Source organism: Providencia sp. UF-183 (assembly GCF_058246155.1).
Map to the genome: position 1 here is coordinate 181,761 of NZ_JBSICD010000006.1, position 24,883 is coordinate 206,643.

Consider the following 24,883-nt stretch of genomic DNA (forward strand, 5'->3'; position numbering starts at 1 on the left):
ATGACATTATTCAAAAAAATACTTTCCGTTGTTTTACTATCAAGTGTAATGAGCCAGGCGCATGCGGTACTTGGATTAGATAGAACCCGTATTATTTTTAATGAAGCGGATGGTGGAACCAGCGTGGTGGTTGAAAACCAAGATGCAGGGTCTTCTTTTTTAGCACAGACATGGATAGAAAACCAAAAAGGCGAAAAACTGACGAATTCGTTAGTTGCGTTACCTTTTTTACAAAAAATTGGGCCTAAACAGAAAAAACAAATCAAAATCGCTTATATGGATGGGCAAAATACATTACCGACAGATAGGGAAAGCCTACTTTATTTTAATGTATTAGGCATTCCACCTCAAGGTAACGAAGCGAATACAGTTCAGTTTACTATTCAATCACGCTTAAAATTATTTTATCGTCCAAAAGGCATTGATTACAAAATATCCGTAGATAAAGATTTTCAACGTGATTTAAAAGTGACAAAACAAGGTGGAAATATTACGTTGTCGAATCCAACGCCGTTTAATATCGTGATAACAAATATTAATGTCGACCAAAGCAAGGATAAAAACTTTCCTGAGGTGCTTGTTGCACCGTTTAGTGATTCCACGGTGACGTTAAAAAATCCAGCATGGAATAGTTTTGAAGTTGCTTATATTGATGATTTTGGTGGGTTGAAATTTAATAAATACCAATGTGCACCTGCGCAGCCTTGCCAGTTATTGCCACAGGCGAAATAAAAAATGCAAAAATTGAATCTCACCAAAATAAAATTTAAAAAAAGACTTTGTCAAAGTGGGGGGATTTTTCTCCTTCTTATATCAGGCTCCGCGGCTTATGCGGGGGTGACGTGTAAACCCAATTCTGGGGTACCTGGATCGGGAGGAAATGCATGGAACCCGCTCCCTGAGGTGTATATTGATATGAATACAACACCTGGCGCGATTGCTCCAGGTACGTTACTCGGCTCTGCAAGTAGTGGATGGTTCTCGTGGGCTTGTGTATTTTCAGGCTCAAAAGCTGAGCGCACAATCTGGTTTAATAATCAAACGCCTACAAATACAAAAAACTTACTTAAAAATAGTGGCGTTAGACTTTATCAGGATAACATATACTCAGGCTCTGTTGAGATTACGGCAGCTAGTACACCCGCCTTGGAAGTAGGATATTGGGCGGCAGGCTCGATGAATGTCATGTTTGGTTATACGTACCGAGTAGTAAGAGGCACTGGGGAGTTAAAATCATTTGATACTGGGGTTTTTAATGTTGGTTATCACAGTGATTACCAGAAGAAAAGTTTAGGAGATGTTTATCAAGCGAGGATCATCGGGAAACTGGTGAACTACTGTCCAACGCCAATTGTTCATATGAGCAACAAAGTGGTTGATTTCAAAGAACTCACGGTTGAGAATTTTGAAAATGGTAAAACAGTTAAAGAAAATTTTTCCTTAGATTTAGTGCCAGATTCGACCTGTGATGCCGCATTGGAAATCAGCGTCGCATTCCAGAGCAACAGTGGTGTGATAAATAAAAAATACATGGTCTTTAACAATGGACTACAAGCGGCGATAACCGATAGAAGTAATAATCAAATGGTTACCTTTGACCAATATTATTATAAAGGTAGCATTAGTAAACAAAACCCAGGTTACTTCCCGTATAGTGTTGAGTTATCGAAGAAAGATAACGAAGCGATTAAATCAGGGCAGTTTAGTAACACGGTGAATGTTTTATTTACTTACCGCTAGCGAGTTTCAGGCCTGGTATTCGTTCAAAGCTCATTACGTTAGCGTGGTGGGCTTTTTATGTTTTAAAAAGCAGGCGAAAGGATTGATAAGGTTATAAAAAGCAAAAAACCAGCCTTAAGCTGGTTTCTTTAAATAGTGGTGCCGGACTCGGAATCGACTTTTTATCATAACGTTATGTATTTAAATTAATTAATTGAATTTTGTTTAATTTATACCCTCAATTGTGCCCTCAGTCCCTAAAATAGTATTTGCCGAGCACCAAAATAGTCTCTTTTTTGAGAATATGATTTCGATTTCTATTAGGAAATAATGATACACCATGATATCGAAAAGGGCAGGGATCCACATGGAGGCCTGTTTATTTGATCTCTTGCAATAATAATGAATGAGATGATTAATATCAATGAAAAATGGCCCAATTTTGATGGGCCGATAAACAAAATAGAAGGGGGATCAGCGGGCAATATCGCGATAAAATACGGCATTACAATCAAAGTCGGCAAAAATTTTTGCCCTGTTTTTAGGATTGGGGGTAAACTGACCAATCGGTTTATCATTGGCGTACACTGCAAATGAGTTCGCTTTTGTTATCGCTTGCGTAAAGAGAGTCCAGGCATTACCTTCACTACGCGTTTTGGTTTCCTCAGGAATGTAATAGACTTCATCGTCGATAACAAAGGCGATATTGTTTGTATCGATAGGATGTCCATCTTGATAAAGATAAACGCCATTATCATATTCCTCATCAGCAGCAATATTACAGGCAAGAATAACACTGAGATGTTTATCATTACTGATGCCGTACTCCATATAGCCTTGTGCGAAGGTTGCCGACCAATAATTGGGGATAGCGAATGCACTTAGTGAGCCGCTCATGAGAACACAGGCTAATAGTATTTTTTTCATCATCATTTAACCTCTACGATGTCGAGAACAATATTGAAGCACTTTGGCGGAATAACCGAGATATTGGCGTTGTTCTTCAGTTAATGATTGTGCTGTATTGATTTTTGATGCCATAAATTGGGCGAGTTTGTCTTCAGGGAATTTTTTAGTCAGAAGAGTGAATGCGCATTCACACTCCTGTTTATTAAAGGCATTACTGTTGTTAACACATTGATGCATAAAAACCTCTTTGGGCGACTCTGAACAACTGGTTATCAGGAATAAGCTTAAAAGAAGCAGATATAAACGAAATAGGTTGCGATTTTTCATTGGATATTCAGCCATAAAAGAAAGAGTACACAGGGATTAGCCCGACAAACCAGCCAATGACTTGAGGGCCGATAGCCCAAAAGAGCTTGGCTTGTATCAGCCCTATCGCACCTTCGCGTGTTGTGATGTAATCTGGCATAATCGCGAGTCGTATAGCATTGCCGATAAACATGCCCAGCCCTGTTCCTAAGCCCATGACAACGAAAAACTTAATCCCTGCCCAAACACCGTAGATATGACCGGTAGGCGAAATCCAATTATAAACAACGACAATTGCGCTAATGACGAAAGCAATTAGCAGGTATTTAATAAAATAAGATGAGTTCATGTAACCACCTTTTTTAGGATGTAAAATAGCCAACATCAAAAAGGCATGTTGGCTAGGTAAGTTGAGGGTAATCTATAAGGCTGAATGCCAGAGATTAGAATCGGTAAGTCAAACCAAGCATGATGTCATTGGCCTTCACTTTGATTTTTGAGGTGTTTTCCCCATCGCCTACCGCTGTCGTGATGTCGGCTTTTCCAGCATCTAAATAGCGATAACTCAGCCCCATATCCCAATCGTCATTGATGGCATAGTTCACCCCCGCACCGACACTCCAGGCAAAGTTATTGGCGGTATGCGTGTGAGTATCATGCAGAGAGAGTCCTGGAGTATAAGCATCAGCGCGGGTGGTTTTAAAATCCACGGCCGCATAGCCTAGCCCGACAGAGATATACGGCGTGAAATCTGAGCTATTTTTAATGTCGTAGTACCCATTGACCATTAACGTATTGAGTTTGATTTGGTTTTTAATATCACGAGTTTGATGTACGCCATTACGCACACGGTCGCGGATGTTGTAGGTTGAATTCGCTTTATCACGCGCCATAAATTCCAATTCAGCTCGAACAGGGATATCAAACTGATTGGAAAAGTCATAACCTAACGCAAGTCCACCGCCAAATACGCCAGTACGATGGCTATCTCCATTTTTTGTACCATTATCACCGGCATCAGCATAGCCGCTGTAGACAAACTGCTGGCCAGACATTTGCACAATGGATGCGCCCATTTTACCTGTGACATAAAGCCCCGTTTTACTGTCATCCGTGTTAGCGAATGCTGGTAATGAAATGCACCCCATTAGGGCGGGAACAATAAACGCTTTTTTCATGATTGATTTCCTTTTAATCAATATCACATTAAGTATGGTTGAATCGCGCTATGTCAGTGGAAGGCATGAGAGATTTGACTCAATCACCTTAATATCACTGACATAAAGATAATTTAGCGTGAGACAGTTTAACTTAATCGATCTGTTTTACCTATCAATAATTTAAATACGATCGGTGATATCGATCATATCTATCAATAAACGGTTATCGATCGGCGTAATCGATCAACTGTTGTTTCGGTGCTTAAATAAGAAAAAGAGTTGATGAGAAAGTGAGTCAAAATGGAAGGGAATAAAATGATGTTTAAAGAATGCTCTCCTTTCTTGAATAGGTTGGTATGCTCGATATTATCAAGTACCAAAATACGGGATAAGTCTTTATGTTAGCGCTAACGCTTTATAAGCAACGCCGTTTACTCATGTTATAGATATGAAAACCGAACTCCGTTAAGACCCAATGGTTTGATGTATGCCAGTGGAGAAATGACCATAAACTGTACATCATCAAACACACGGCAATGCCTGCCGCTTCGCAACTGACGTTGGCTTCGTTACCGTTATGTGGGTTGAACAGCGTCAGTGTCTCTTGAGGTAAATCGGGATAAATAAAGGCGCCACCATTGGATAAGGTACAATATTCCCAATACCCGCCGTGGTAGTCCTCACAAAACTGTCCCATAGTGGTAAATATGACCACTTCAAAGGTGCTCCAGCCTTTCACGCTTTCGAAGTGGTTGATCCAAAAATCCAGGCGTTGCTCATCGGGAACGAGTGTCATTGTAATTGCACATTCAGTTGAATTATTCATCAGTTGATACTCCAAGAAAAAGAAGTAAAAAAGCGCCAGTCCTTAACGGGACTGGCGCTGAGAGTGATAATTAATGGTTTAATGTAAGAGGTTAAAAGAACATTCTCCACAGGGATTTAGCGCCGGAGACGATACTGTTTTTAACGGTGCTAATCGTACTTCTTATCAATGGCGGCAAGGGAATGATATTGATTAAGGTATCCACAATATCACTGACACATTGACCAAAATCGTTACGTGCGGCGTTCTCCACCGATTGCGTCCGGTAAGGGGTGTTCAGTTGCCTAGCTACTCCGCTACTGGCTTGCGCCGGTAACGCCTGTATGAGTTGCTCTGCTAATTTAGTGAGTTGATAGTTTTCGACCGCAGAAACTGTTATCACAGGATGATGCGGCTTAAAGGCGGTTATGACGGCTTGTTGCTTTAATTTTAAGTTATAGGCCTGCTCTGAGGATGGCTTGTGATTGTGTTCATTCCACTGGCGACAAGGCTCTATTTTATCAGCCTGATTCAATACAAACAGAAATCGTTCAGATTGGTAGCCACATTGCTCAGTAAGAAAGCGATAACACTGTTCATCAGAAGACCATGCCCTATCATCGGCTTTGAGTACCCAGATGATTAAATCCAGTTCTGGTAATAAGTTACGATATAGCTGGTGGTACTCTTTATCTCGCTCAAGGCTTTCCCCCACACCGGGTAAATCAATAAAGGTGAGTGTGTGGTTGTTTATGGTCATATTGAAGAGCTGGGCTTGCCGTGTGCAGCCAGAGACATTACTGACGGGCGATAGGGCAGATTGGAATAGGGCGTTGATTAAACTGGATTTTCCAGCCCCTGTTTTACCCATCAGACCGATGGTGGGGGAGTAGTTGATGAGTTTATTCAAATGGGATAAAAACACATCCTTAGCCCCTTTAGGGAGGAAAAGAAAATGATTCTCGAGTTTATTCATCGTTGCAACCTTAATATATGTTAAGTTCGCATAGATGATATATATTTGAAATTTATTTCATTTTTTCATATTCATCAATAATGAAGCTATTCAACCATTCCGACGCGGGTACACCATAATTAAGGGCTAACTCTGTCAATTTAGTTCTTGCTTCTGCTGAAAGTTGAATATCTTTCAGTGATTTTTTTGGCCTTACCGAACCTTTTGATTGAGTAGTTGTTCTGTGTTTTCGCTCATTTCGAGCTAGGAGTAATTTTTTATAGCGCTTATCTTTTTCATCTTGGGGTGATTGCCATAAATAAAAACCAGTCACAATGTAAAGATACAGCTCTTCATTATCTTGATATTGAGTTTTATCTATTACTCTGCTCTTGATTAGGTAGTTATAGACCCACTCGCAAGTTTTACTATCAGACGCTTTTAACCAATCAAAATATCTGTAACGGCAGGTCTTTTTGATTAAGTCATTTCTCAAATAGTCAAGCATTCTATAAATATCAGTAACATAATCCGTGTAGTTATAAGCATTAAGTTTTGTAACAACAAAGTTAATATATTCGATACTTTCAACATATCGCCCTTCATGGCTCTTCGGCTCAAAAAGAAATTTCTTGTCGAAAAAATCATTCGTTACTGTTTTTATAACACGACTAAAATCGTACTTAACCGTGAGATCTTTTAAATAGTTTCGTGTTTTAAACATATAAAAATTAACGTCTTTGCTATTGCTCAACACACGCCATATGAGGTAACAAAAAACTTTATTCTTTCTCATATAACCATAAATTTCGTTCTCTATATATGAATAATTCATCGTCATGAAAGCCTCATTTTTTTATCAATTAAAACATGATAATTATTTTATTTTACAATAATAAAATACTATTAAAACTACCAATATATAGCTAATTAAAATACATTTTTTTTCATGATTTAATCGTGATATTCATACTTTATCATTCCTCATCTTTAAAGGGTTATGCATAGATTATTAGGCTTATACTAGTACAATAATGTTGTATTTATTGATAAGCATACTAAAAAAATAATTCTAATGTTGTGAAAGTGACGCTGTTATCCATTTTTCGTTAGAAAATTAATATCAGAGTACTTCTTGATGAGATGAGTCACTGGGCCTCTGACTAACAGGACTTCCGTGTGTAAAAACGGTGCTGGTATAGTTATATATTTAGTAGGGTAAGAATGGCATTTTATAGACCTAAAGATCGCTCAAGCAATCTTGACTAACTTATCTATTTTTTACATCCATCGAACTAGATATGACTTAAAAACCTTAAGGAATAAATCATGTCTAGTTATACCTACAATGAGGACTATCTTCGTAAGATAGATAGCACTATCCGTAAATCACTCCTCACCAATAATCGTGTCACAGCTATTCGCGTCGATTTACGCTTCCCATCATCGACAACTTATTACCATGAGGACTCAACAGTCATAACTCGCTTCATTGAATCCCTGAAAGCCAAAATAGATGCTGATCTAAAACGCAAAAATAAAGTATGGGATCGTAATTATTCATGCCCCTTATCTTATGTTTGGGTCAGAGAGTTTGGTGAGATCAGTTGTCGGAAACATTATCACTTGTTGCTACTAGTCAATAAGGACGTCTATTGGAGTTTAGGTGATTACACTAGAACGGAAGGAACGCTTTATGCATTAGTACAACAAGCATGGTGTAGTGCAATTGGTGTTAACTACCCTACGGAGCGTTATTTAGTTCATATCCCAGACAATGCAGTTACTTGGCTAGATAACAATAATGCCAACAATGAAAGTACGATATTCGAATTAAACCAACGCTGTCGTTACTTAGCCAAAGAACATACAAAATATTATGGTGATGGTGAGCGTTCTTTTGGATGTAGTCGCTAATAAAAAACATGAGGGGGATATCTTTTGCAAGAGAGATATCCCTAAACATTTATCGATATCCCTTCTGCCTTTTAACTTTAAAGACAGGAGTTCAATAATGACTACCCAAGCTATTCCCTTACTAGATGACCAATTCGTTGATATGAAATTTATAACTCGTTTAACGGGATTAACGGATAAATGGTTTTACAAATTAATCCAAGAGGGGGAGTTTCCCAAACCAATCAAGCTGGGACGGAGTTCTCGCTGGTTAAAGAGTGAAGTGGAGCAATGGCTGCAAGCGCGTCTTGTGGGGTCTCGATGTTAACCCTTTCTAAGTCAACGTATTAAATTTAAAACATCTTTGTGTATGAGGACATTTATGGAGTACAGAGAGTATGAAAAAGCTGCCCGCTCGTTATCAAGAGTTGCTGAATTATTACCAACGTTGGTTAAATGGGTATACGAAGTTGTCCATTTGCCAAGGAATGTGTCATTCACTCATTCAAAATAGCCACTATTTGATGGTGGCGCACATTCGTTTTTCGAATCATGAAGCCTGCCAGGTGGCGGTTATCCCGGCTTGTCTCTATCGACTCGTTTATGGCAATACCTACCCAAATAAGCTCTCCGAAGACGAGGATTTAAGCCTGAGTTTTCATGTCGATGAACGGCTGTTACGCTACCATCCTATGCTGGAAGGTATACTGCTCAGTGAATGTGAACGCCTTAAACAGCATTCCTTTGCGAACAAGTTAATCAGTTTATTTCAGCAATTTAATGATCCGGAAATACGACCTAAATTGGTCTGGTTATGTTGGTATGATCTGCTGTTGGGGGCACCGTTAGACGATTGGAACCATACATTTAAGTTGAAATCCAAAGAACAACTCGTGGAATGGGTGATTGATAGGCAGGCCAAAAATTGGGGATTAACAACTATCATGGATGAATATGTATTGCTCAGCCGATGAGCACGGCAGTGCAATGTGGTGAAAAAATCTACATGATCAACCTAATAATCACAAGTTGTGTCAACGCCAAGGTTTATAGCTGCTTTGGGAGGCAGATGTTTTCTTAGACTGTTTTATTGTCTGATCCCAAGCTGGCGTCGTTACACTTCTGGGCTGACGGCACCCAACGATAATTTAATACGCCGTTCGTTAATCCATCTGATGTAAGCATCAACATGTTGCATGAAGCTTTCAGGCGTTATATCCAGCCATTCACGGTCATAATACATTTCAGTTTTTAACCAGCCAAAGAACACTCGCATGAAGCATTATCTGGTGAGCATCCTTTACGGGACATTGAACGGATAAGACCTGCTGTATTCACACGTTTTAACCAACCGGGCCAGCGGTAATGGCCACCTCTGTCACTGTGTATGACAGGATGTTTATCTGTATTTAATGTTCTAATTGCATTCTCCAGCATGGTATTAGCCAGTTCGGCGTCTGGAGGTGTTCTGAGCGTCCAGCTCACAATTTTTCCATCGAAGCAGTCCACCACCAGTGACAGCCAGATCTTTCCCGCTGGAAGTTGGAACTCCGTAATATCTGTTAGCCATTTTGGGTTAGGCTGAACCGCTTTAAAATCTCTGGCGAGAAGATGATCAGGTACAGGGCCGATTTCCCCGCAGTAAGAGCTGTAGTGACGCCGACGGTTTTGACTTACCACAAGTTGCTCTCCTACCATAAGCCTGTGTACAATCTTTTCTGAGAGTCGCAGTCCCTCGTGCCTGAGCACAGCATGTAAGTGTAGTGGATCTCAAAATCAGGACACTAAAATAGCCTGTTTTCACTTTTCTTCATGTAAGCAAGGTGGTAATCCACCATTGTTTTTATGAGGACGGTAAATATTATAATACCCTTTTATCCACTGATTTATATCACGTACAGCAAGGCTAAAATCATTATAACCCCCTTTTGGCAGCCATTCACTTTTAAGACTACGAAAGACCCTTTCCATCGGTGAATTATCTAGACAGTTCCCCCTACGACTCATGCTTTGAATTACACCATGATGCCAAAGTAACCTTCTGTATTTATTGCTTTTATATTGAATTCCTTGATCTGAGTGGAACATAATCCGGCTACTGCGCGAACGCGTGTCTAGTGCATGTTGCATCGCTCTACAGACTAAATCCGCATCTGCTGTTAATGAAAGTGCTGAGCCGATAATTTTGCGGGCATATAAGTCAACGACAAGCGTGAGATAGCACCATTTATCCTGTAAGCGAATAAAGCTGATATCACCGCACCAAATACGATTTGGTGCAACAGGATTGAACTGCCTATTAAGTAAATTGGGTAAGGCTGGGCTATTGTCTTCTTTTAACCGATAACGATGTTTAATGGGCTGGCAACTTTTGAGCCCACACTCCTGCATCAATCGTCGTGCTAACCAACGGCCAACAGGAAGCCCACTTTGGCATAGCATCTGACTGAGTGTACGGCTACCTGCCGTACCACGACTGAGGGTATGAAATGCTCTCAGCTTGCTTCTTAACTCAATTCTTTGCTTATTAATTGACCGTTTCATATGAGCATAATAAACACTACGATGGACACCGAATAATTGACAAAGAAACTGAACTGGCCATGTTGTTTTTAGCCGTGTGATCAGCGCGAAAACTTCCCGGGTACTTCGCTCATCAACACGGCCGCTTGCTTTAGGATTTCTTTTTCCATCTCAAGGCGCTTGATCTGGGCTTTGAGTTGTTGAATTTCACGTTGTTCAGGTGTAAACGCCTTGCCTATTAGGCTCAATACCCTAAATTTCTTGTTTATATAGCCTTACCCATTTTCGTAAATGGTCAGGGTGAAGTTTAAGTGCTTGAGCAACTTCTCTGGTATCACGCTGGTATTTAATAACTTGTTCGACTACTTCAAGTTTGAACTCAGGGGAAAATGTTCGTTTCGTTCGATTTATATTGATCATGCACACCTCATATATTCGCTGTTTTTAACATTAACAGGATTTCAAGATGTCTTGAATTACTGATCCACTACAAAGCCACGTAGCTATAACAACGGTAGTTGCTATGAAAGATATCGATTTTCACGATACATGTTGCTGCATATTTATCCTCAGTGTGTAGTTCTGCGCGATGATAAACAGGTATCGTGTCAGTGCGTTGCAAATATTAATGGTATTGCGCTCTAGGCCTGTTTCTCGAGCAACCTTTTTGAATTATTTGTCCTGTTGTGAGTCCCAAGCTGCTCATTATTGATGAGATTGGTTATTTACCTTTTGGGCGGGAGGAAGGGGATCTCTTTTTCAACGTAATAGTCAAACGGTACGAGAAAGGGAATACGTTATTAACCCGTAATTTGCCCTTCAGTCAATGGGTTGGCGCATTTGCCATTATTAACAAACAGTAGTCGTATGACAAAGTGTTGAGTTTTATTATGGTTATCGTAACGTGTCTACTTTTAAAGAGATATCCCCGAAAAGGACATAAAACCAAGAGACATCAAACCTACGGTTATGAATGTAATCCCTAATCCTCGTAATCCTTTAGGTATATCAGAATACTTCATTCTTTCTCTTAACCCCGCTAATGCGATTATTGCTAGCATCCAACCAAAACCACACCCAGCACCGTAAACAATAGACTCGCTAAAGGTATAATTTCTCTCAACCATAAATATCGTTGCGCCAAAAATAGCACAGTGAATTGTTAATAATGGCAAGAAAACCCCCAAAGAGTGGTAAAGCGATGGAATGTATTTATCTAAGAACATTTCTAAAATTTGCACTAAAGCGGCTAAAACAGCAATAAATGTGACAAAAGACAAAAATGAAAGGTCGATACCTTCAGTGATAGCACCATCACGGAGAATATAATTATAGATTAGGTTATTAATAGGTGTCGCTATCGTTAATAAAACAACAACGGTAATTCCGAGCTTAAATGCGGTTTTTACTTCTTTGGATACAGCTAGAAAGGTACACATACCGAGAAAGAAAGCCAATGCCATATTCTCAATAAAAGCGGCTTTAATGAAGATGTTTAGGTGGTTTTCTAACATAGGTTCCCCTTTAAACAATTTATTTGCTTTTCCATAATTAAAACATAAAATTACAAAATTATCTTGTGTAAATTTTCTTCGGGGAAATAATGAGTATATCAACGAATGAGGTGATGTCTTTAGTTAAATATCATTATCCTCAGCTTATTGGCCAGATTGATCATTTCGAGGTCGATATAGCAGAGGCGTATTGTAGCGTTAGAATATGGTTAATTAACGAGGAATTACCGAGGTATATTATTTTTGAAAGGCAAGAGGAAGCACTTTATTTATCCCAGGGGCTGGACTTATGATTATTTTTCTGTTAGTGAGGTTGGAAAGATAGTAAATGTGACAAACCAGTCACATCGTCTACTTTTCCTGTATATTAAGCAAGCGCCAAATGACGGTTATTCTAATAAGATAATATTTTTTATTTTTTAATGACTTATGAAAATGACGACAAGTGGGTTAGCGCTGTTGTAATCATGATATTAATTAGCTATGCACTACGGAATATTTTTCGCCACTCTCTGGGGCTAACACCGAATTTTTCCCGAAACTGCAACCTGAACGTTGACGTTGACTGAAACCCTACTTTTTCAGCAACGTGTTCTATAGGGATATCTGTTTTCTCCAATATTTTCAAGCTATTGTGTAGTCTTGCTGCTGTAATCCATTCAACGACAGACATGCCAGTCGCTTTTATGAAATGCCGCGTTAGTGTTCGGCGACTCATTGAGGCATATTTTGCCAGTGAATTAATATCGTGCGGCTCCTGAAGGTTCTGTAGCAGGTAATTAAGCACCAGATTAATTCTCGAGTTGTCAGTCTTTTGAGAGACAGGATGGTAGATATACTGTGCCTGGCCACCTTCACGGTGGGGTGGGGTGACCATCCTGCGGGCAATCTGGTTTACGATAAGACTACCAAAATGTTGACGGATAATATACAAGCAGCAGTCCATTGCAGCGGCCGTTCCTGCTGATGTTGTCAACCCATCATCATCGACATAGAGTTCATTAAGATTCAAATGAACTGATGGGAAAAGTTCACGAAAATCATCTTCATACTCCCAATGTGTTGCTGCCATATGCCCGTCCAGCAAGCCTGTATACGCGAGAACAAAAGCGCCTAAGCATAACCCGACTATTTGAGCCCCTGCTTTGCGTGCTTTTATCAAAGCATCAAGTAGGGACTTAGATGGTCGTTTCCGTACATCTCCCCAGAAGGGGATGATGACGATATTAACCTGTGCCAGAACTTCCAAGCCATAATCAGCTTGTATTGCTGTTCCTTCATCAGACCAGATGAGGCCTGGCTCTTCAGCGCATATCAGATGGTTAAAAAGTTGTTGTTCTGTGGCTGTCTTACCAAAAAGGATCAATGGAACTGATACGTGATAAGTGCTGAAGCCCTGACTGACAAGTATGGCAACTGAGATCACTGATATCGTACTCCTAAGGTGATAGGTTAGCGTCAGAACGTAATTATTTCACCATTATCAGGTGCTGAAACGTAATTTTGAATATGGTTATCGAATGCATAATCTAAAATTTCCTGTCGCGTGACCAGGCAGTGGTTTACTGCTTCCATGTGGGTAGCAACTATGTGAGCTTCAGGTAATACTCAGTCACGTCTTTAACTACTGGGCAAGTGATTGTCAAACCGCATGATACCTCGGCGCATAAGCTAGCTCCAGCAAAAATCAAAAATAACATCGAAAATAGCTAACTTGTTTGTCAGATTTGACTTGGAGAGAGAGGGCGCATCGTGATGCTTGGAAATTAAGAGGGTAGTAAGCGTGTTGCGGTACTGTTCATGAGGGAGAGGCGGGAATAACGCCGTCTATTTCGGTGAATAACGAGGCTAACCAGTCTTGAAACAATTTAATGCGTTGAGGTAAATTTCGTCGTTGAGTATACAGCAATGAAATTGGCATCGGGGATGGGCGATATGCTGACATGATGGCGCGGAGTTTTCCTTGTTGAAGTAACGTTTTAACATCGTAGGCCGGCACTTGAATGATCCCAAGGTGAGACACGGCAGCGGAGAGGTACGCTTCGGCATTATCAACAGTGATTAGGCTTTTCATGGGGTGCTGGTAGTTTTTCTTGTGATGAAAATATTCCCATATTCCTGTTGCTGTAGGACGTTGGACTGCGTAATTGACGATATAGTGTCCCGTTAAATCAGACAGACTTTTCGGAATACCATACTGGGCTAGATAGGACGGAGAAGCGCAGTTGATGATCTCTAATTCACCTAACTTTCGACACACTAAGCGAGAACTCGGCAATATACCGACGCGTAATGCACAATCGACCCCTTCGGAATGAAGGTCAACCCATTTATCACTCATACTTAATGTTAAATGGATCCCTGGGTATTCCTTAATAAAGGTATCTAATTGAGGCAAAACTATTTGTGTTCCAATGCGTGTCGGTAAGTCAATGTGCAAATGCCCAGTAATTGGGTGCTTATGGTGAGAAAACAGTGATTCAGTTTCTTCAAAGGTCTCGATCAATTCACGTGCGGCGACTAAATAACGTAAGCCATCGTGAGTGAGATTAATTTGCCGAGTCGTGCGATAAAATAATTGTGTTCCTAACCGGTTTTCTAAATGTTGGATGACGGTTGAGATAGTCGAACGGGGAATATTCAAGGCCGCTGCCGCGAGGGTAAAATTGCCACTGTCGACAACTTGGATAAATATTTCAGCTTGGCGTATTCTATCTATCATGATTGTTCGTAAATTTCGACAAATAATGTCGAGAAACTATAGTTTATAGCCAGCCAGCATGCAACTAGAATACGATTTTCTCTCATCATGAGGTTAACAACATGCTCAGAAATAGTCTTCACGGGAAAGTTATTTTAATCACCGGTGGTGCTAAAAATCTTGGGGGGCTTTTAGCACGTGATTTTGCAGAACAAGGCGCTAAAGCTATCGCGATTCATTACCACAGTGACGCAAGCCGGGCGGCGGCGGAAGAGACGCTCGCCGAAATTCGCCAACAGGGAACAATTGCAATTGCATTGCAAGATGATTTGGCGACAGCCGAGGCAATTGAGCGTTTGTTCCAAGAAACAATAAAGCAGCTTGGCTCTCTTGACATTGCGATTAATACGGTTGGTAAGGTATTGAAAAAACCAATTATTGACATCTCAGAAGTTGAATATGACACCTTGAGTGACATTAATGCCAAATCAGCATTTTTCTTTTTAAAAGAAGCGGGTAAGCATCTCAATGATAATGGCAAGATATGCTCAGTTGTCACCTCTTTGCTTGGTGCATTCACTCCCTTTTATGCCGCTTATGCGGGGCTAAAATCCCCCGTTGAGCATTTTACACGGGCAGCTGCAAAAGAATTTGGTGAACGCGGTATTTCCGTTACCGCAATAGGTCCCGGCCCTATGGATACGCCATTTTTCTATCCTGCGGAAGGTGAAGAGGCGGTGGCTTATCATAAAACGGCTGCGGCACTTTCGGCTTTTTCAACAACAGGGTTGACGGATGTAGCTGATATTGTTCCGTTCATCCGCTTTTTAGTTTCTGATGGATGGTGGATGACGGGGCAAACAATATTAGTGAATGGGGGGTATACCACGAAATAGGTGTGTATTTATTCAAATGCATCGTATTTAATAGGGGCTTAATCGATATCTCTCGGTGGAGTCCCTGTTTAGTCTTGAAGCATTAATACAACATCGTGTTTAAATCGCCCGTATAATAAGTCGTAGCCTGCTCAATAAGCCTATTACGGCCCCGCTTCCTGAGTTTTCCTTGCCACAAAAGGGTGACGCTCGTCAAGATGAGCGCCACTAACACTAATAGACGTGCTAATGTAGAATTTTTGCAAGAAACTCTTTGGCACGCTCAGACTGTGGGTGGGCAAAAAAATCGTCTTTTTTGCGGTCTTCAACAATCTTACCCTCATCCATAAAAATCACGCGGTGAGCGACTTTTTTGGCGAAACCCATTTCGTGGGTGACCACCATCATGGTCATACCGTCATTAGCGAGTTCCACCATCACATCAAGCACTTCGTTGATCATCTCGGGATCAAGTGCAGATGTGGGTTCATCAAATAGCATTGCGATTGGGTCCATGCAAAGTGCGCGAGCGATGGCAACACGTTGCTGCTGGCCGCCAGAAAGCTGGGCAGGGAACTGATTGGCATGGCTGGATAAACCCACCCGTTCCAACAGCTTCAATGCTTTTGCTTGCGCGGCTTTTTTATCGCGGTTGAGCACTTTGACTTGAGCAAGCGTTAAATTTTCAATAATGGACAAATGGGGGAATAATTCAAAATGTTGGAATACCATTCCCACTTTAGAGCGCAGTTTCGCAAGGTCTGTTTTTTTGCTATTGACCTGAATATCATTCACAAAAATCTCACCCTGTTGAATAGGCTCCAGACCATTTACTGTTTTGATTAATGTGGATTTACCTGACCCCGATGGCCCGCACACGACCACCACTTCGCCTTTTTTAACTTCCGTTGTGCAGCCAGTCAGCACCTGAAATTGGCCATACCATTTAGAGATATTTTTTAAAGTGATCATGAAACTGTCCTTTTCTTAAGATAATTTACTAACATTGACGCACTAAAACTGATGATAAAGTATACTAGGCCTGCAAACAGCACCATCTCTACCTGTGTGCCATCTCGCTCGCCAATATTGGTGGCGGTACGGAAGAAGTCGGTTAAACTCAGGACATACACAAGGGATGAATCCTGAAATAACACAATACCCTGCGTTAATAACAGCGGCACCATCGCTTTAAACGCTTGCGGCAATACGACGAGCCTCATGGTTTGCATGTGTGTCATGCCTAGCGCTAATGCGGCAGCGGCTTGACCTTTGGAAATACTTTGAATGCCGGCTCGAATGATTTCGGCGTAATAAGCCGCTTCAAAAAGCGAGAAGGCTATCATGGCTGAAATCAAACGAATGTCATGCTTGGGTGATAAGCCGAGACCATTTTGTAATAAGCTTGGAACAATTAAATAGAACCATAACAAGACCATCACCAGTGGAATGGAACGGAAGGTATTCACGTACAGCGCCGCGAACCAGCTAATTGGCTTGAACGTCGATAACCGCATGACCGCCAATACGGTTCCCCATAAAATCCCAACGACAATCGCGGTTACCGTGATTTTAGCTGTCACAATAAAGCCATCAATTAAGAAGGGCATGCTTGGGGCAATTGAGCTCCAATCAAAATCATACATCATCTTATCGTCCTCCTAATGTGCCAGGTAAGCGCACTTTGCGCTCTAATAGCGCCATCAAAATCATAATGACGACGTTAATACCGACATAAGCTAATGTAATTGCAGTGAATGATTCCCAGGCGTGGGCAGAGTAATCGAGCAACTTACCCGCTTGTGCCGCCATATCGACTAAGCCGATGGTGGAGGCAATGGCGGAGTTTTTCACCAAGTTCAACATTTCTGAGGTCATTGGTGGCAAAATCACGCGATACGCATTGGGTAAAAGCACGTAGCGGTAAGTTTGTGGCAAGGTTAGCCCCATGGCCAATGCTGCACTTTTTTGCCCTCTAGGCAGGGATTGGATTGCAGCACGGACTTGTTCGGTCATCCGTGCTGCGGTAAATAACCCAAGGCATAACATTGAGGAGATAAAAAATTGGGTGTTAGGCGCTAACTCCATTTTAAACCAATCACCAATTGAGCGCGGAAGCAGCTCAGGGATCACTAAATACCATGTGAAGAATTGCACGATGAGGGGGACGTTACGGAATAACTCCACGTAAGCAGTCCCTAAAAAGGCGAAAAAGCGGTGAGGAACGGTACGCAAAATACCGAAGAATGAGCCGACTAAGAATGCGATAATCCATGCACAAATAGACAGTGTGACCGTGACTTCGAGACCCGATATTAACCAGCCTAAATAGGTGGTATTTCCAAACGGGGCTTCCTGAAGGAAAATCCCCCAATTCCAATGAATTGACATCATATTGACTTCCTGTGGGCAATGAGATTGCCACAAATGCGGTGAAGGGTGAGCAACGCGGGGAACGATCGCCGTGCCCCCTTACTTCCCGTTATACCCGGTTGATTTTTTTATTTGTTTAGTGCGTTATTATTTGGCAGCCTAAGCCGCTTTTTCCTCAGCCAAATCAGTGAATGCGTTGGCACTAAACATGAACATAAATAATAAGCACTTATCGCTATACATAAATACCTTTCCTTAAGAATATGAGAATTGTTGTTATTAAAATGAAAAATAAAGCAATGTGATGTTAAAAGGTAAGTGAATTTATTTATTGATGATATTTAATTGTTCTCAATTCGAGGGCTGCCTCTCATATTACTTTATTTTTTTCTGATGGGGTTAAGGCGGTGATGTGTATTTTAATTAATTTAATATTGTTTGGTGGGTTGCCGTTGATGAGGTGCGTGTGATTATTTTCTGTCTTTTGATTTTTTGATTTTGCCTTGGTTTATTCTCTTTTGTTTCTTATTTTTTATTTTTCTGTTGTACGATTAATTTCAATATTTGGAACGGCAGGGGGAGTTCATAATGTATTTTAGTCGAAATAAGATAAAAGTATCGGGTTTATTCTACGTGCATACGCTTATTGTGAAAATAAATGCAATTCTATTTTAATGTTATTGATTCTTGCTATTAATGCGTGGGGTTGTCTGTATTTTTTGGTGTTTTATTCGGTTTTGGTTTTAGGGCTACACGTAAAGTGTGTTTTATTGGTTTTGAGCTGAAATAAGTTAATAAAATTTCTCATTTTGTTAATTTTAAACGTCGTTTTATGGAAAACAAAAATAATGTGTATATTCAAATTGTTAACTTGTTGCAAGTGTTGTTTGATCGGTGTTGACGATCAAATTACAGTATTTGATAGATATGGCCTATTGTTGGTGTGAATTTGATCGAAAAAATCAATTGGAAAGTTTAATTCTCCCTCGCTAAATTAGCCACATAAATAAGGCGTGCTTATTGATTCTGCTCCTGCATTGTTGGTGGTGAGGGGGTGGTTTTCAGCGATTTTTATTTTAGGAGTGCGGTTATGTCAAAAATGGAGCGTTATTCTTCCTGTCATCATTACCGTTGGGTCTCTAAAGCGACGGGGCAGTTTTTAAAAGAGCAACGTCGAAATTTGAATTTATCCGGTGAGGAGTTGGCTAAAAAAATGCATTTAAGTCAGCAGCAAATCTCCCGTTATGAACGAGGGGTGACTAATGCCAGTTTACCTATATTGTTACGTTTTTTTTCCGCTTTAAATATGGATGAGCAAGAAATGCGTTATTTTTTTGAATTAATTGTTTCATGGAGTGAAGATATTAAAAATGTTAGCGTGCGTGATTGATGTTAATTAATGTGCTGGGCTAAATTGCTTCGTTTGTAATATCAACTCAAAATAGAATTAATAAAATACAGAATAAAAAACAATTGGATTGATTGAGTTCAAAGAGGGTGCAGATCGCATTTTTCTTATTAAATAATCATGAGCTGCATTGAGATAATAAAATAATAATGACGTGACTATCGCAAAAGTGAATTTGTGATTAACGGCTGAGGTTTTATTTATTTCTCTCAATGATGTCATTACAGTCAATAATGAAATAGAGGTGTCACGGTGAAATCAATAACCTGTGTTGGGGTGCTTTGCGCCTCCGCGATACTATTAAGTGGTGCAGCTTGGGGGGAGAAAACCCAAATAAAAAGTACCACCAAATCTTTCTCGGTAAAGCTGGGGGCGACACGGGTTATCTATCAACCTGGCTCTGTGGGCAGTACGCTGAGTGTGATTAACCCTCAAGACTACCCGATATTGGTGCAATCCAAGGCTCATGGGGAAGATAAGGTGAGTGATGCGCCGTTTGTGGTGACTCCTCCTGTTTTTCGGTTGGATGGGGGACAGCAAAGCCGTATTCGGATTGTGCAAACGGGGGGGGGTTACCCGGCTGATCGTGAATCACTGAATTGGTTGTGCGTGACGGGTATTCCGCCAAAGCCAGATGATGCGTGGAGTGAAGGGAAAGCCCCTGCGCCGACAGAGGCAACGTTAGAAGTTCAGTTGCGGATTAACAGCTGTGTCAAGTTGCTGATACGCCCTAAAGGCTTGAAAGGGGAGCCGACGGATGTGGCGACCTCGGTAACATGGCAGCGAGACGGTAATGCGCTGGTCGCGTCGAATCCCACCCCATTTTACATGAATTTGAAATCGCTCACCGTGGGGGGAAGACAGGTGAATGAGTTGGATTATATTTCGCCAAACAGCAGTCGTCGCTTCACGTTGCCGCCAGGGGCAACCGGTACGGTGGAGTGGACATTGGTGACCGATTACGGTGGGGATAGTCGTCGCTATCAAGCGGAAATGAAATAAAGCTTGGTTGCCTTATCCCTTAAGGGTACGGCGCGGTGTTTGATGATGTTTGGTCTGTAGTGGGTTGTTTTAGGAGTTACACCATGAATTATTCACGCTTGGCGCTGGCCATCAGCTTCGGCTGCCTGACCGGGACTGGAATGGCAAAAGATTATACCTTTGATGCTGCGATGCTGGACGGTACGGGTGATGCCGTGGATGTTTCGCTTTTTGAGCAAGGTGGGCAGTTGCCGGGGACTTACTTGGTTGAAGTGCAAGTTAACGGTGAGCGCGTTGACCGTCGTGAGGTGGTGTTCTCATTAATTCAGAGTGAGCAGGGGAAGCCTGTGTTAACGCCATGCTTGAGTGTGGCGCAATTATCACAGTATGGCGTGAAGATTGATGAATTCTACGGCAAATCGGCCGGGCAAGGTGAATGTGCAGATATTGGTCAAATTGCACAAGCCAATGCTGCATTTAACTTTAACCAACAGATTTTGAATTTGCAAATTCCACAGGTGGCGCTGCGTCCGGCGTTAAAAGGGATTGCGCCAGAAGCGTTGTGGGATGATGGCGTGGCCGCAGTGCTGCTCAATTGGCAGGTGAACACCAGCCGAATGATGAATAAAGGCAGTGGGTCACACTCGGGGCAAACGGACACGACGTATGCGCAGTTGCAGCCGGGCATTAATCTAGGACCTTGGCGGTTGCGTAATACCACAACATGGCAGCGCACCGCTGGGGGGCGGTCATCTCATCAATCGGGGGCGTCAGGGCAGTGGCAGTCCGTGTACACCTATGCGGAGCGAGGCATTAATTTTCTCAAAAGTCGAATAACGCTCGGGGAGCGCAGTACGCCTGGAGAGATTTTTGACAGCGTACCATTTCGTGGGGTGATGATAGGGTCAGATGAAAGCATGGTGCCGAGTGGGGTGTCATCGTATGCCCCTGTCGTGAGGGGAATAGCACGTAGCCAAGCACGTGTTGAGGTAACGCAGGATGGGTACACCTTATATAGCGGAATGGTGGCGGCTGGGCCATTTGCACTTAATGATTTAACGCCGACGGGGTCGGGTGGGGATTTACACGTTACCGTGTATGAGGCCGACGGTAGCCAGCAAACCTTCACGGTGCCGTACCAGATGCCCGCAATTGCTTTGCGAGAAGGGTATTTAAAGTTCAACGCCATGGTAGGGCAGTATCGTCCAGCGAATCATGCCGTGGACAAGGCGATGGTGTATCAAGGTACGGCGATGTATGGCCTGCCGTGGAACTTAACAGCCTATGCCGGCGGGCAATTGGCATCACATTACCGCGCCGCCACCGCGGGGCTCGGGGTGTCGCTGGGTCGTTTTGGGGCTTTGTCCTTTGATGCCACGCAGTCACACGGCCAAAAAGAAGGCAGTGACAGTGAGCGAGGGCACACTTGGCGCGCGCGTTATAGTAAACAGATGATATCTACTAACACCACCTTTACGTTAGCCAGTTATCAGTATTCCTCTAAAGGGTATCACACGTTATCGGATGTGCTTGATAGTTGGCAGGGCAATGTTGCGGAGTCGGAGTCGGGTGTTTGGAGCAGTAATGATCGACGTCGAACTCGGACGGCGCTGACCGTTAATCAGGCATTGGGTGAGTGGGGCTACCTGACGCTCAGTGGCTCACGGGAGAACTATTGGAATAAACCGGGGCACAGTGACAGTTGGAATGCGGGGTACAGTCGCAGTTTTGATGGGGTAACCGTTTCGGTGAACTACTCCGAGACCAAGAACACCGACAGCGCGGGCGTGAAGAAAAACGACCGAATGATGAGTTTGTGGCTAAATATTCCACTAGACCGCTGGGGCGGGAATTCGACGAACGTGGTGTATCAGTATACCGCTCCATCAGAAGGGGGTGATACCCATGAGGTGGGGATGAATGGTCGTGCTTTTGACCGCCAGCTTTATTGGGATGTGAGTCAGCGTTATCGCCCTGATGCACCGAGCAATGACCGCAGTAATGTGACCACCCGGTTGGCCTGGACTGGAAAATACGGGCAGGTGGGAGGCAGTTACAGCCAGAGTGAAGCGCGCCAGCAGGTGGCTTTCGATGCGTCAGGTGGGATAGTGGCACATGCTAAAGGCGTGACGTTTGGACAGAGCTTGGGGGATACCGTGGCATTGGTGGAAGCCCCGGGGGCCTCGGGGGTATCAGTCGGCGGTTGGCCGGGGGTGAAAACAGACTCTCGGGGGTACACCACCTTGTCGTATTTGACACCGTATCAGGAGAACCGGGTGTCACTGAACCCGTCGGAATTACCCGATGATGCGGAAGTGACCCAAACGGACACCAACGTTGTGCCGACACAAGGCGCTGTTGTGCCGGCAGTCTTCTCCACCCGAATTGGGGGGCGGGCATTGATGACGTTACACCGCGTGGATGGCAGTCCCGTTCCGTATGGCGCCTTGACAGTTTTAGATATAGACAGTGTGGGCGCCGGAGTGGTGGGGGAGCAGGGACAGGTTTACCTGACGGGCTTACCTGAGCAGGGAAATTTAACGGTGAAATGGGCCGATGGGTCGTGCCGAGTGAGTTACACCTTACCGGCAGAAAAGGACGCAGTGGGGATGTATGTAATGCGCCAAATGTGTCGGTAATGGGGAGAGGACAGTGTGAATAACGTGAACAGAATAATATCAACGACCCGCAAGGCTTGCTGTGCCAGCTTGTTGCTGATGGGGCTCAGCTTGATGGCTTACGCGGCAGAGAGCCCGCAGGTCATGGTGCAGTCGCTTAATGGCTTGAGTGCAGGGGCGTTAACGGATGGGAAACTCATCGCGCAAGGACGCGTCATTTACAGTGAGAGCCACCAGGGATTCCGGGTGTGGCATGACGGGGAACTGAATGGGCAAGCACACCGTTATCGGTTACGCAGTGCGCGAGGTAATCCGTTAGATATCCGGTTGACTGGCAAAGGGTGGCAACCGGATACACAGACGGGGCGGGGAGTTATAGTCCACACCACAGCGCAGGAACATGCGTTTGAAGTGGAGGTGGATGGTGCGCAAACCCTACCCGTTGATACGTGGGTACTGAAATTTAATGCTGTGGTGTTGGAACCTTGAGTTTAGCCCTGTAATCGCTCGTTAGGCGCAAAAGGGATAAGTCGCTGTAAGTCACACAGGCAGATAACCGTGTTTATCACTCTCTCTCTTAGTGATAGGGAATATACACGATAGGGAAGTCAGTCGTTATGGTGTTGTTCTTCCCACCAACGGGAGGTTTAAGCTCTGTGTTGGTGGGTTTTTTAGACGGTTGTTGTGGGCACCGTGAGAATACGGTTTCCACAAGAGTGTGTCTTCGGTTTGTCGAGGGACAAGCTCTGACTGCTTCTTGCCTTTCAAATTCAGGATGAGGGCAAGGAGTCAGATAGTCGATGCATAACAATAGATGCATATTTAATTTATAAATGGGAGTTAGTCATGAATAAAATGACAAAGATGGTACGTATTTCGGCAGCGGCCTTATTAGTGGCGGGTAGCATGGGTGTGGCGAATGCGGCACCGGTATCCGATATTGTGTCGGGGACAGGGGATGTGGTCTTTTCTGGGACAGGGGCAGCGACCATCGTTGTTACCCCTGTGACGGGTTTGGTTGCCGGTAAATTCAGCAGCTTGGTGATTGCGAATGCGCAAGCGACAGCGACAGCGGGCAATATTGCGTATCGTTGGACGCCGGATGCCAGCGTACAGCGTGGAACGCCACTGGAGCGTACGATTTCGGGGACCCAGGTTGCGGCTAACAAACTGGATGTGGTGTCTACGGCAACAGCGACACAGTCAATTTCTCACCCAGATTGGTGGGTTGCTGATGCGGGTGCAGCTTCGTTAGACATTGAAATTCGTACTACGGGTACTGAGCAAGTTATCGCCGCAGACACTTATCGAGTGGCACTGGATGCGGCTGTTTGGATGCAGTAATCCGTTACTTGGATAGATAAAAGGGCAGTAATCCCTGCGCGCCTATTAAGGGCGCGCATTTTGCCTCGGCAGGGACAGGAGATGAGCGCATGTGCAACAACACGTTGTTAGGTTGTCCACTGATGGTGGCGAGCTTGATGTGTCTGGCCTTTTCGGCACAGAGTGAAACACAAAGTGCTGTTGGTACCGGGCAGGATACGTTGACGCTCACCGCCACGGGCAGTGCCAGTGTTTCGGTATCTCCGCGTAGTGGAATTTTGATGGGGGAGTACAGCGGGGGATTTGTGCTGGCGAACTGGCAGGCGGAGGTGACGGAAGGCACGTTGGCTTTTCGGTTAAACCCGTCGATTGTTAATCAATACTCTACACCGACGTATTTGAACGGTTTTATTTGGAATCCCGAGCGCACGCGAGTGATTGAAGTTGAGATGGTGCATAGCTGTGGTTCAACGACGTTATCGGGGATGTGGCGAGTGTGTCCCGCGGGGGTGACGGCGGCGAGTGGAACGATAGTGACGCAGCCGGGAAAAATCCAGACATTGCAAAGCGGCACTTACGCGGTGGCGGTCGATGCGGTGGTGTGGGCGTTTTAAGCAGGAGGGCACGTGAAATTGAAGAGCGAGGCCATACTGACGGGGATGTTGTTGATAGCCCCGATTGCACTGGCGGCGACGTTGGAGGGCACCACGGTGACGAGTACGGAGCCATTGGAAGTGCACTTATCGGGGACGGCGTATCTGTCGGTTAACCCGAAGGCTCGGTTATTGGCGGGGCAGCACCCGGCGGGATTTACCAT

26 protein-coding genes and 4 pseudogenes are annotated in these 24,883 nt (G+C 43.4%); 14 read left to right on the top strand and 16 right to left on the bottom strand.

What is annotated here, in order from left to right; genetic code table 11:
- Together AC4IFT_RS07820 and AC4IFT_RS07825 are read left to right on the top strand one after the other, a co-directional pair.
- Complete coding sequence (locus tag AC4IFT_RS07820) at positions 1–732, top strand: fimbrial biogenesis chaperone (RefSeq protein ID WP_490751021.1); 732 nt, start codon at positions 1–3, stop codon at positions 730–732.
- A gap of 183 nt (positions 733–915) precedes the next feature.
- Positions 916–1,740 carry a hypothetical protein gene (locus AC4IFT_RS07825; protein WP_490736333.1) on the top strand — a complete coding sequence of 275 codons (825 nt, stop codon included), beginning with the start codon at positions 916–918 and terminating at the stop codon, positions 1,738–1,740.
- A 453-nt stretch (positions 1,741–2,193) separates the two neighbouring features.
- Here the strand turns inward: AC4IFT_RS07825 and AC4IFT_RS07830 are convergent, their stop codons facing one another.
- The 7 genes from AC4IFT_RS07830 to AC4IFT_RS07860 form a co-directional block, all read right to left on the bottom strand.
- Positions 2,194–2,649 (bottom strand): YfjT/YkfB family phage-associated protein, encoded by a 456-nt coding sequence (locus tag AC4IFT_RS07830; RefSeq protein WP_239686450.1) that lies wholly within the window; start codon positions 2,647–2,649, stop codon positions 2,194–2,196.
- Positions 2,650–2,652: 3 nt separating this feature from the next.
- A complete protein-coding gene (locus AC4IFT_RS07835; protein WP_230085219.1) occupies positions 2,653–2,865 on the bottom strand; it encodes a hypothetical protein in 213 nt (70 codons plus the stop codon).
- A gap of 97 nt (positions 2,866–2,962) precedes the next feature.
- Positions 2,963–3,283 (bottom strand): hypothetical protein, encoded by a 321-nt coding sequence (locus AC4IFT_RS07840; protein ID WP_040132871.1) that lies wholly within the window; start codon positions 3,281–3,283, stop codon positions 2,963–2,965.
- Between the two features lie 94 nt (positions 3,284–3,377).
- Positions 3,378–4,112, bottom strand: a complete 735-nt coding sequence (locus tag AC4IFT_RS07845; RefSeq protein WP_088499149.1) for an outer membrane protein — start codon at positions 4,110–4,112, stop codon at positions 3,378–3,380.
- A gap of 397 nt (positions 4,113–4,509) precedes the next feature.
- Positions 4,510–4,920, bottom strand: a complete 411-nt coding sequence (locus tag AC4IFT_RS07850) for an antirestriction protein (RefSeq protein WP_490751022.1) — start codon at positions 4,918–4,920, stop codon at positions 4,510–4,512.
- A 91-nt stretch (positions 4,921–5,011) separates the two neighbouring features.
- Positions 5,012–5,875, bottom strand: coding sequence for a GTPase family protein (locus tag AC4IFT_RS07855; protein ID WP_490751023.1), 864 nt, complete (start codon positions 5,873–5,875; stop codon positions 5,012–5,014).
- Positions 5,876–5,927: 52 nt separating this feature from the next.
- Positions 5,928–6,695, bottom strand: coding sequence for a hypothetical protein (locus tag AC4IFT_RS07860; RefSeq protein ID WP_115350760.1), 768 nt, complete (start codon positions 6,693–6,695; stop codon positions 5,928–5,930).
- A gap of 488 nt (positions 6,696–7,183) precedes the next feature.
- Here AC4IFT_RS07860 and AC4IFT_RS07865 point away from each other — a divergent pair, with 488 nt between their 5' ends.
- From AC4IFT_RS07865 to AC4IFT_RS07875, 3 genes are all read left to right on the top strand, one after another.
- Positions 7,184–7,771 carry an inovirus Gp2 family protein gene (locus AC4IFT_RS07865; protein ID WP_115350761.1) on the top strand — a complete coding sequence of 196 codons (588 nt, stop codon included), beginning with the start codon at positions 7,184–7,186 and terminating at the stop codon, positions 7,769–7,771.
- 97 nt (positions 7,772–7,868) lie between these two features.
- Positions 7,869–8,078, top strand: coding sequence for a helix-turn-helix transcriptional regulator (locus tag AC4IFT_RS07870; protein WP_490751024.1), 210 nt, complete (start codon positions 7,869–7,871; stop codon positions 8,076–8,078).
- Positions 8,079–8,148: 70 nt separating this feature from the next.
- Positions 8,149–8,724, top strand: coding sequence for a hypothetical protein (locus tag AC4IFT_RS07875; RefSeq protein WP_490751025.1), 576 nt, complete (start codon positions 8,149–8,151; stop codon positions 8,722–8,724).
- Positions 8,725–8,864: 140 nt separating this feature from the next.
- Here AC4IFT_RS07875 and AC4IFT_RS07880 read toward each other — a convergent pair.
- Positions 8,865–9,508: pseudogene (locus tag AC4IFT_RS07880) on the bottom strand (IS3 family transposase); the annotation flags it as partial.
- A 42-nt stretch (positions 9,509–9,550) separates the two neighbouring features.
- Positions 9,551–10,693, bottom strand: a pseudogene (locus AC4IFT_RS07885) (IS3 family transposase).
- Between the two features lie 263 nt (positions 10,694–10,956).
- Between AC4IFT_RS07885 and AC4IFT_RS07890 the strand changes: the two are divergent.
- Positions 10,957–11,118, top strand: a pseudogene (locus AC4IFT_RS07890) (ATP-binding protein); the annotation flags it as partial.
- Between the two features lie 69 nt (positions 11,119–11,187).
- Here AC4IFT_RS07890 and nqrE read toward each other — a convergent pair.
- The 4 genes and pseudogenes from nqrE to AC4IFT_RS07910 all read right to left on the bottom strand — a co-directional run bounded on the left by nqrE (position 11,188) and on the right by AC4IFT_RS07910 (position 14,509).
- The gene (gene nqrE / locus AC4IFT_RS07895; protein WP_490751026.1) at positions 11,188–11,787 is read right to left on the bottom strand and encodes an NADH:ubiquinone reductase (Na(+)-transporting) subunit E; all 600 of its coding nucleotides are present in this window, start codon (positions 11,785–11,787) and stop codon (positions 11,188–11,190) included.
- A 481-nt stretch (positions 11,788–12,268) separates the two neighbouring features.
- Positions 12,269–13,219, bottom strand: a complete 951-nt coding sequence (locus tag AC4IFT_RS07900) for a GlxA family transcriptional regulator (RefSeq protein WP_490751064.1) — start codon at positions 13,217–13,219, stop codon at positions 12,269–12,271.
- Positions 13,220–13,245: 26 nt separating this feature from the next.
- A pseudogene (locus tag AC4IFT_RS07905) lies at positions 13,246–13,392 on the bottom strand (MBL fold metallo-hydrolase); the annotation flags it as partial.
- Positions 13,393–13,585: 193 nt separating this feature from the next.
- On the bottom strand, positions 13,586–14,509 hold the full coding sequence (locus AC4IFT_RS07910) for a LysR family transcriptional regulator (protein WP_490751027.1): 924 nt from the start codon (positions 14,507–14,509) through the stop codon (positions 13,586–13,588).
- A 101-nt stretch (positions 14,510–14,610) separates the two neighbouring features.
- Here AC4IFT_RS07910 and AC4IFT_RS07915 point away from each other — a divergent pair, with 101 nt between their 5' ends.
- Positions 14,611–15,384 (top strand): SDR family oxidoreductase, encoded by a 774-nt coding sequence (locus AC4IFT_RS07915; protein WP_490751028.1) that lies wholly within the window; start codon positions 14,611–14,613, stop codon positions 15,382–15,384.
- 225 nt (positions 15,385–15,609) lie between these two features.
- Here the strand turns inward: AC4IFT_RS07915 and AC4IFT_RS07920 are convergent, their stop codons facing one another.
- The 3 genes from AC4IFT_RS07920 to AC4IFT_RS07930 are packed head-to-tail and all read right to left on the bottom strand — an operon-like array spanning position 15,610 to position 17,754.
- Positions 15,610–16,335 (bottom strand): amino acid ABC transporter ATP-binding protein, encoded by a 726-nt coding sequence (locus tag AC4IFT_RS07920; protein ID WP_490751029.1) that lies wholly within the window; start codon positions 16,333–16,335, stop codon positions 15,610–15,612.
- Positions 16,332–17,009 (bottom strand): glutamate/aspartate ABC transporter permease GltK, encoded by a 678-nt coding sequence (gene gltK / locus AC4IFT_RS07925; RefSeq protein ID WP_490751065.1) that lies wholly within the window; start codon positions 17,007–17,009, stop codon positions 16,332–16,334. Before gltK ends, AC4IFT_RS07920 begins: the two co-directional genes overlap by 4 nt.
- 4 nt (positions 17,010–17,013) lie before the next feature.
- On the bottom strand, positions 17,014–17,754 hold the full coding sequence (locus AC4IFT_RS07930; RefSeq protein ID WP_490751066.1) for an amino acid ABC transporter permease: 741 nt from the start codon (positions 17,752–17,754) through the stop codon (positions 17,014–17,016).
- A gap of 1,072 nt (positions 17,755–18,826) precedes the next feature.
- Between AC4IFT_RS07930 and AC4IFT_RS07935 the strand changes: the two genes are divergently transcribed.
- The 7 genes from AC4IFT_RS07935 (at position 18,827) to AC4IFT_RS07965 (ending at position 24,835) form a co-directional block, all read left to right on the top strand.
- Positions 18,827–19,126: a helix-turn-helix domain-containing protein gene (locus AC4IFT_RS07935; RefSeq protein ID WP_490751030.1), complete on the top strand. Its 300-nt coding sequence runs from the start codon at positions 18,827–18,829 to the stop codon at positions 19,124–19,126.
- Between the two features lie 270 nt (positions 19,127–19,396).
- Positions 19,397–20,146: a fimbria/pilus periplasmic chaperone gene (locus AC4IFT_RS07940; RefSeq protein WP_490751031.1), complete on the top strand. Its 750-nt coding sequence runs from the start codon at positions 19,397–19,399 to the stop codon at positions 20,144–20,146.
- Positions 20,147–20,229: 83 nt separating this feature from the next.
- Positions 20,230–22,764, top strand: coding sequence for a fimbria/pilus outer membrane usher protein (locus tag AC4IFT_RS07945; protein ID WP_490751067.1), 2,535 nt, complete (start codon positions 20,230–20,232; stop codon positions 22,762–22,764).
- Between the two features lie 15 nt (positions 22,765–22,779).
- Positions 22,780–23,232, top strand: a complete 453-nt coding sequence (gene afaD / locus AC4IFT_RS07950; RefSeq protein WP_490751032.1) for an AfaD family invasin — start codon at positions 22,780–22,782, stop codon at positions 23,230–23,232.
- Between the two features lie 357 nt (positions 23,233–23,589).
- Positions 23,590–24,087 carry a hypothetical protein gene (locus tag AC4IFT_RS07955; protein ID WP_490751033.1) on the top strand — a complete coding sequence of 166 codons (498 nt, stop codon included), beginning with the start codon at positions 23,590–23,592 and terminating at the stop codon, positions 24,085–24,087.
- A 323-nt stretch (positions 24,088–24,410) separates the two neighbouring features.
- Positions 24,411–24,680, top strand: coding sequence for a hypothetical protein (locus AC4IFT_RS07960; RefSeq protein WP_490751034.1), 270 nt, complete (start codon positions 24,411–24,413; stop codon positions 24,678–24,680).
- Positions 24,668–24,835: a hypothetical protein gene (locus AC4IFT_RS07965; RefSeq protein ID WP_490751035.1), complete on the top strand. Its 168-nt coding sequence runs from the start codon at positions 24,668–24,670 to the stop codon at positions 24,833–24,835. The genes AC4IFT_RS07960 and AC4IFT_RS07965 overlap by 13 nt, the downstream gene beginning before the upstream one ends.
- Positions 24,836–24,883: the final 48 nt, after the last annotated feature.

What these genes read in the sequence shown, in the direction of transcription:
- AC4IFT_RS07915 (WP_490751028.1), top strand. Translation starts at nt 14,611, where the DNA reads ATGCTCAGAAATAGTCTTCACGGGAAAGTTATTTTAATCACCGGTGGT.
- AC4IFT_RS07855 (WP_490751023.1), bottom strand. Translation starts at nt 5,875, where the DNA reads ATGAATAAACTCGAGAATCATTTTCTTTTCCTCCCTAAAGGGGCTAAG.
- AC4IFT_RS07910 (WP_490751027.1), bottom strand. Translation starts at nt 14,509, where the DNA reads ATGATAGATAGAATACGCCAAGCTGAAATATTTATCCAAGTTGTCGAC.
- AC4IFT_RS07830 (WP_239686450.1), bottom strand. Translation starts at nt 2,649, where the DNA reads ATGATGAAAAAAATACTATTAGCCTGTGTTCTCATGAGCGGCTCACTA.
- AC4IFT_RS07875 (WP_490751025.1), top strand. Translation starts at nt 8,149, where the DNA reads ATGAAAAAGCTGCCCGCTCGTTATCAAGAGTTGCTGAATTATTACCAA.
- AC4IFT_RS07955 (WP_490751033.1), top strand. Translation starts at nt 23,590, where the DNA reads ATGAATAAAATGACAAAGATGGTACGTATTTCGGCAGCGGCCTTATTA.
- AC4IFT_RS07840 (WP_040132871.1), bottom strand. Translation starts at nt 3,283, where the DNA reads ATGAACTCATCTTATTTTATTAAATACCTGCTAATTGCTTTCGTCATT.
- AC4IFT_RS07930 (WP_490751066.1), bottom strand. Translation starts at nt 17,754, where the DNA reads ATGTCAATTCATTGGAATTGGGGGATTTTCCTTCAGGAAGCCCCGTTT.
- AC4IFT_RS07820 (WP_490751021.1), top strand. Translation starts at nt 1, where the DNA reads ATGACATTATTCAAAAAAATACTTTCCGTTGTTTTACTATCAAGTGTA.
- gltK (WP_490751065.1), bottom strand. Translation starts at nt 17,009, where the DNA reads ATGTATGATTTTGATTGGAGCTCAATTGCCCCAAGCATGCCCTTCTTA.
- AC4IFT_RS07945 (WP_490751067.1), top strand. Translation starts at nt 20,230, where the DNA reads ATGAATTATTCACGCTTGGCGCTGGCCATCAGCTTCGGCTGCCTGACC.
- AC4IFT_RS07845 (WP_088499149.1), bottom strand. Translation starts at nt 4,112, where the DNA reads ATGAAAAAAGCGTTTATTGTTCCCGCCCTAATGGGGTGCATTTCATTA.
- AC4IFT_RS07935 (WP_490751030.1), top strand. Translation starts at nt 18,827, where the DNA reads ATGTCAAAAATGGAGCGTTATTCTTCCTGTCATCATTACCGTTGGGTC.
- AC4IFT_RS07860 (WP_115350760.1), bottom strand. Translation starts at nt 6,695, where the DNA reads ATGACGATGAATTATTCATATATAGAGAACGAAATTTATGGTTATATG.
- AC4IFT_RS07825 (WP_490736333.1), top strand. Translation starts at nt 916, where the DNA reads ATGAATACAACACCTGGCGCGATTGCTCCAGGTACGTTACTCGGCTCT.
- AC4IFT_RS07850 (WP_490751022.1), bottom strand. Translation starts at nt 4,920, where the DNA reads ATGAATAATTCAACTGAATGTGCAATTACAATGACACTCGTTCCCGAT.
- nqrE (WP_490751026.1), bottom strand. Translation starts at nt 11,787, where the DNA reads ATGTTAGAAAACCACCTAAACATCTTCATTAAAGCCGCTTTTATTGAG.
- AC4IFT_RS07835 (WP_230085219.1), bottom strand. Translation starts at nt 2,865, where the DNA reads ATGCATCAATGTGTTAACAACAGTAATGCCTTTAATAAACAGGAGTGT.
- AC4IFT_RS07870 (WP_490751024.1), top strand. Translation starts at nt 7,869, where the DNA reads ATGACTACCCAAGCTATTCCCTTACTAGATGACCAATTCGTTGATATG.
- AC4IFT_RS07865 (WP_115350761.1), top strand. Translation starts at nt 7,184, where the DNA reads ATGTCTAGTTATACCTACAATGAGGACTATCTTCGTAAGATAGATAGC.
- AC4IFT_RS07920 (WP_490751029.1), bottom strand. Translation starts at nt 16,335, where the DNA reads ATGATCACTTTAAAAAATATCTCTAAATGGTATGGCCAATTTCAGGTG.